This window comes from Streptomyces lycii (assembly GCF_009735685.1).
In the GTDB taxonomy this organism is placed as follows: Bacteria; Actinomycetota; Actinomycetes; order Streptomycetales; family Streptomycetaceae; genus Streptomyces; species Streptomyces lycii.
The window spans coordinates 1-6,257 of record NZ_WHPN01000069.1; the positions used below are offsets into that span (position 1 = coordinate 1).

Genomic DNA, 6,257 nt, shown 5'->3' on the forward strand with positions numbered 1-6,257 from the left:
GCGGTCCCAGCCGTAGGCGTCGGGCGCCGTCGTGTGCGACGAGGTCGCGCAGCGCACGCCGGCTGGTGACGACGACCGCGCAGCTCTGTGCCGGGAGCAGCGGTCTGACCTGGGCGGAGCCGGCGGCGTTGTCCAGCAGTACGAGCAGCCGCCTGCCCTTGGTGCCGCTGCGGAAGAGGGCGAGCCGGTCGGCCAGGCCGTCCGGGACACGGGAGTCGGGGACCCCGATGCCGCGGAGCAGGGAGGCGAGCGCATCACGCGGGTCGAGGGCCGGCTCCGGCCCGAAGCCGTGGAGGTCGAGGTAGAGCTGACCGTCGGGGAAGTGCTCGGCGGCACGGTGGGCCCAATAGACGGCGAGCGCGGTCTTGCCGATGCCCGCCGGGCCCTCGATCGCCAGCGGCGGCGTGGCGTGCGGCCCGGCGCGCAGGGCGAGGTCGAGGGCCTTCCGTGCCTTCTCCCGGCCGGAGAACGAGGGGATGTCCCGCGGCAGTTGCCAGGAGGGCGTCACCTCGCGACCGGGGCCGGCCCGCCGCGCGGGCGCCGGCCGCTCCGGCCCGGTGCCGGTGCTGCTGCCGACGGCGGACACAAGCCGCTGGTGGAAGCGGCGCAGCTCCTCACCGGGCGCGACGCCTAGCTCGTCGGCCAGCATGCTCCTGACCTGCTCGTACTGGGCCAGTGCCTCGGCCTTGCGGCCCACCCTCTCCAGCGCGAGCAGCAGTTGGTGCCAGAACCGTTCGTGCAGCGGGTGCGCCGTCGTGAGGCGGCGCAGCAGTGCGATGGCCTCGTCGTGGTTCCCGCCGCGCAGGTCCAGTTCGATGAGGCGCTGCGCCGCCTGTACGTATTCCTCGTCGATGACGGCCGCCACCTCGCGTCGCAGCGTGTCGGAGTCGACGTCGCACAGTGCCTCGCCGCGCCACAGGCCGAGGGCCCGCCACAGCAACGCGCGCTCCTCGCCCGCATCGCCGGTGCGGCCGGCCTCGGCGCTCAACTGCCGGAAGTGGTGCAGGTCCACCGCCTCGGGGAGGACGTCGAGCCGGTAGCCGCCGGCCGTCGAGCGCAGCAGTGTCCCGACCTCCTCCGTGCCCCCGAGCAGCGCCCGCAGGCTGCCGCGCAGCCGGTTGACGTAGCTGCGCAGGGTGGTGCGGGCGGCGGGCGGCGGCTGCTCGTTCCACACCGCCTCGATGAGCCGGTCGCTGCTCACCACCGTCCCCCGCTCCAGCGCGAGCGCGGCGAGGAGGGGCCGCTGCCGTCCGGTCAGCATGGTCTGCTCCCCGTCCGCCTCGGCGGACACCTGGAACGGTCCGAGCAGCGAGATACGCAGAGTGGTCGCCTGGGTCATGTCGCATTCCCCCGTGGAATCGCCGGTGCCCGCCCGACGCTTCCGCGGTGATGTTGTGCGGATGTTGAGGATGTGTGGAGCGGCGCACCACGGCACGCGAGAATCTGCTGAGCGATACGCCTGATGCGGGGGGTACGGCGTGGAGTTCCGGATGCTCGGCCAGCTCGAGGCCTGGGCCGGTGACGAGGCGGTGGACCTCGGCCCGGCGAGGCAGCGGCTGGTGGCGGCCGTGCTGCTGTGGGAGGCCGGCCAGGTGGTGCCGAGCGAGCGGCTCATCGACCGGGTCTGGGGCGACAGCCCGCCCGGCTCCGTGCGCAACCTGCTCTACGGCTACATCGGGAAACTGCGCGCCGCGCTGCGGAACGCGGACGACACCGGCGGCGCCGAGGTGACCCGCGCGTCCGGCGGCTACCGGCTCCGGGTCGATCCGGACCGGGTGGACGTGCACCGCTTCCGGCGCCTCGTGGACGAGGCCCGCGCGCTGGCGGGCGAGGACGACGAGCGCGCCGCCGCCGTGCTGAGCCGGGCGCTGCGCCTGTGGCCGGAGCAGGAGCAGGGGCTGGCGGGGCTGCGCGGCACCTGGGTGGAGGGCGTCCGCGCCCGGCTGGAGAGCGAACGGCTGGCGGCGAGCCTGGACCACCACGAGATCGCGCTCCGACTCGGACGCCACCGCGAGCACGTGACGCAGCTGCGCCGGCTGGCGGCGGCGCATCCGCTCGACGAGCGGCTGGCCGGGATGGTCATGACGGCGCTGCACCGCTGCGGCCGGCAGGCCGAGGCGCTCGCGCACTTCGGTGCCGTACGCCGGTCCCTCGCCGAGGAGCTGGGCGTCGGTCCCTGCCCCGAGCTGCGTGCCGTGCACCGGCGGATCCTCCGGGGCGAGCCGGAGCCCGGACCCGGATCCGGCGCGGGGACCGCCCCCGCCGTGCCGCGCGCGGTCCCGGCCGAGCTGCCGCACGACTGCCCGGACTTCACCGGCAGGTCCGAGGCGGTCGCCCGGCTCGACACGCTCCTCCTGGGGCGGGACGGGCCCGGCGGTGATGTCCCCGGCGAGGGGGCGACGATCTGTGCGATCGTCGGCACGGCGGGGTCGGGCAAGACCGCGCTGGCCGTCCACTGGTCCCACCGCGTCCGGGACCGTTTCCCCGACGGCCAGCTCGCCATGGACCTGCGCGGCTTCGACCACGAACGCGCCCCGCTGTCACGCGGTGAGGCCCTGAGCCACCTGCTGCGGAGCCTCGGCGTCGAGCCCACGGCGATCCCCGTCGACGAGGACGCCCAAGCACGGCTCTACCGCTCGCTGCTGGCGGACCGCCGCGTCCTGCTGCTGCTGGACAACGCCGCCTCGGCCGAACAGGTGCGCCCGCTGCTGCCCGGCGCGCGCCGCTGCCGCGTCCTGGTCACCAGCCGCCACCGCCTGGGCGGGCTCCTCGCCGTCGACCACGCCCAGCCGTTGCCGCTCGACCCGCTCGACCCCGGCGAGGGCCTGGCGCTGCTCACCTCCGTGGTGGGCGGGCGGCGGGTGGCCGACGAGCCCGAGGCGGCCGGGGAACTCGTACGGCGGTGCGGCCGGCTGCCGCTGGCCATCCGGGTGGCCGCCGCACAACTCGCGTACGACCCGGGCCTGGGCATCGCCGAACTGGCCGCGGAGCTGGCCGACGACGGTGACCGGCTCGGCGCGCTGGAGCTGGCCGGGGACCGGCCGTCCGCCGTCCGCGCCACCTTCGACCTCTCCTACCGGGCCCTCGCCGACGAGGAGCGCCGCCTCTTCCGCCTGCTGGGCCTCGTCCCCGGCCCGGACGTCACCCCGGCTGCCGTCGCGGCCCTGTCGGGTTCGGACGAGCGGACCGCGACCCGCCTGCTGCGCGCCCTGGCCGCCGCCCACCTCGTCGGGTCCCCAGCCCCCGGCCGCCACCGCCTCCACGACCTGCTGCGCGACTTCGCCCGGGAGCGGGCCGCGGCCGAGCTGCCGCCGGCGGAACGGAAGGCCGCGCTGCGGCGGCTGCTCGCGTTCTACCGGGCAGGGGCGGAAGCGGCCACGGCGTTCGGGTACGCCCCCCTGACCCCCGCGCCCCGCGCCGACGAGGAGGACGACGGGCCGCCGCCGGTCATCCCGCGCATCGACGGGCACGACGCCGCGGTGGCGTGGCTGGAGAGCGAGCGCGAGAACCTGGTCGCCGCCGTGGTCCGGGCCGCCGACACCGGTCTGCACGAGCCGGCGTGGCGGCTCACCTACGCCGTGCGCCAGTACTTCTACGACCGGCAGCACCTGTCCGACCTGGAGACCGCCGCCATGGCCGGCATGCGCGCGGCCGAGCGGGCGGGCGACCCGCTGGGCCGGGCGTTCATGCATGCCGGCATCGGAGGCGTCCACCGCTTCCGGATGGACCTCGGGGCGGCGCTCGACTCGTTCCGGGCCGCGCTGGACGCGTTCCGCGAGGCGTCCTTCGTCGCGGGCGAGCCCGGCATGATGAACAACATCGGGATCGTCTACAACGACCTGGGCGACCTGCGCCGCTCCGGGGAGTGGCTCACCCGGGCCGTCGCCCTGCTGCGCACCCTGGACCGGCCGGAGCCGCTGGCGAACACCCTGAGCAACCTCTCCGACATCACCACCCTGCTGGGCGAGCTGCCCCGCTCGGTCGCGCTGGCCACGGAGGCCATCGAGCTCTGCGAGGCGATGGAGCAGCCGGCCGGCCTCCCCGTCCCCCTCATCAACCGCGCGACCGCCTACCGCTACCTCGGCCGGGAGGACGAGGCCCTCGCCGACGCCACCCGGGCCGCGGAACTCAGCCGGCGGCTGGGCCTGTACAGCGACGAGAGCATCGCCCAGGACGAGCTGGCCCGGCTGCACCGCGACGCCGGCCGTGTCGAACTCGCCTTCGAGCACGCCGAACGGGCCCTGCGCACGGCCCGGGAGTGGAACCGGCCCATGGAGGCGAACTGCCTGACCACGCTCGGCGACCTGCACCGCCTCACCGGCCGGCCGCGGCAGGCCGGGGCCGTGCTCGACCAGGCGCTGTCCCTCGCCGCTTCCCGCAACCCGCCGAAACGCCCGGAGGTCCACCTGGCCCTCGCCCGACTGCATCACGGATCCGGCGACCGCGAGGCCGCGTTCGGCCATGCCCGGGACGCGCTGCACAGCGCCCGCGAGCTGGGACTGCGGCTGGTCGAATGCCTCGCGCTGTTCGCACTCGCCGAGTTCGGCCGGGCCGCCGGCCGGCAGCCGGAGGCCGCGGCGTACGCCGCCGAGGCGGAGCGGATCCGCGACGAGACCGGCTACCGGCCGTCCGCGCCCCCGCCGCTGGAGGGGGCGGCGGGCCGGCGGTGTGCCGGGTGATCCCGCGGGTCCCGGTACGGCCCGGCCCGCCGCCCCGCTCCCGGCTGCGGGGCGCGGGTCAGGGAGCGAAGAGGTCCAGCGCCGGCAGCGCCCGCTCGTCGTAGCCGAACAGGGCCTGGTTCTCCCAGGCGTTGCCCGAGTCCGGGTCCGCCGGGTCCCAGCCGCTGCCCTCGACGGCCGTCCACGCGGGCTCCCAGTACACGACGCCCAGGCCGCGTCCGCCGGGGACCGCCTCGACGACGTTCATGACGTCGCGCAGGTTCGCGGCCTGGCCCTGCGGGGTCGCCGGGTAGCCGTCGACCAGCTGGTCGGCGGTCCCGACGTTGTTGGCCAGGTCGTCACCGTTCTCCAGGGTGTGCGCGTAGGCGGTCTCGGCGACGAGGACGGGCTTGCCGTAGCGGCTCGCGGTGGCGTCGAGGTTGGCCTGGAGGCCGGAGAGCGGGCCGTGCCAGTAGCCGTAGTAGGACAGCGCGACGACATCGAACGGCACGTCGTGCGCGACGGCCCGGTCGAACCACCAGTGGGTGCCCTCCCGGTCGCCGCCCTCGGCCAGGTGCAGGGCGATCCGGGTGTCCGGCGAGGCGGCGCGGGCCGCCTCGGCGCCCGACTTGAGCAGCCCGGCGAGCTGGTCCCAGTTGTCGATGGAGCCCTCGGGCCAGAGCATGCCGCCGTTGATCTCGTTGCCGATCTGCACCATGCCGGCCGGGGTGCCCTGCGCGGCCAGGGCGCTCAGCACGTCGTACGTGTGGTCGTACACGTCCTGCCGGAGCTGCTGGTAGCTGTGGCCCGACCACGCCGCGGGCTTGTTCTGCTTGCCGGGGTCCGCCCAGGCGTCGGAGTAGTGGAAGTCGACGAAGAGCTGCATGCCGCTCGCCCTGATCCGCTGGGCCATGGCGAGGACGCGTTCCTTGGTGTTGTAGCCGTCCACGGGGTCGACCCACACCTTGAGCCGGGCGTAGTTCATCCCGGCGGAGCCGAGCACCGACAGGGCGTCGTCCTCGGTGCCGTCGGCGTGCCGGTAGCGGGCGCCGAACGCCTCGTTCTTGGCGAGCGTCGACACGTCACCGCCCCGGACGGACAGGGCGGCCGCGCCCGGGGTGAGGGTGATGTCGTCGAAGTGCGCCCACTGGCCGGGCCGGGCGTCGGACGTCAGCGCGATGGTGCAGGAGCCGCCCCGGACCTCGGCGGACGCGGTGATCCGTATCCACGCGCCGTCGGCGGTGGGCGGCAGCTGGGTGCGTTCGCTCCCGGCGCCGCAGTCGCGCAGGGCGATCGTCGCGCTCTTCTGGCCTCCGCTGGAACGCACCCAGGCGCTCACGGTGTACGGGCCGTCGTCCAGCCCGGTGAGCCGCTGGCTGGTCTCCACCCGGTAGGCGTGGTCCGCGCGGTGGGTGAGGCGCCGGCCGCCGTCGTGGCCGCCGGGCTCGGTGAAGGCGGTTCCGGCCGCGTTCCCGCGCGCGGTGCTCGTCCAGCCGGACGGGGCGGCGGTCTCGCCGTCCGCCTCGAAGCCCGCGTTGGCCGGGCTGCCGGATGCGGTCTCCGGCGCACCCGCGGCCTGCGCGGGCAGGGCGGGCAGCA

At 75.7% G+C, this 6,257-nt stretch carries 3 protein-coding genes; 1 reads left to right on the forward strand and 2 read right to left on the reverse strand.

Features of this window, described 5'->3' with window-relative positions; genetic code table 11:
• Positions 1 to 1,339: AfsR/SARP family transcriptional regulator (locus GCU69_RS03415; RefSeq protein WP_170315769.1), on the reverse strand; the 1,339-nt coding region annotated here is incomplete at its 3' end.
• 151 nt (positions 1,340 to 1,490) lie between these two features.
• Here GCU69_RS03415 and GCU69_RS03420 point away from each other — a divergent pair.
• Complete coding sequence (locus GCU69_RS03420; protein ID WP_156205094.1) at positions 1,491 to 4,679, forward strand: AfsR/SARP family transcriptional regulator; 3,189 nt, start codon at positions 1,491 to 1,493, stop codon at positions 4,677 to 4,679.
• A 58-nt stretch (positions 4,680 to 4,737) separates the two neighbouring features.
• Here the strand turns inward: GCU69_RS03420 and GCU69_RS03425 are convergent, their stop codons facing one another.
• Positions 4,738 to 6,255, reverse strand: a complete 1,518-nt coding sequence (locus tag GCU69_RS03425; RefSeq protein WP_235978191.1) for a glycosyl hydrolase 53 family protein — start codon at positions 6,253 to 6,255, stop codon at positions 4,738 to 4,740.
• Between the last annotated feature and the right edge of the window lie 2 nt (positions 6,256 to 6,257).

Excerpts from the sequence above, each read along its gene's own strand:
- GCU69_RS03420 (WP_156205094.1), top strand. The coding sequence starts at position 1,491 with ATGCTCGGCCAGCTCGAGGCCTGGGCCGGTGACGAGGCGGTGGACCTC.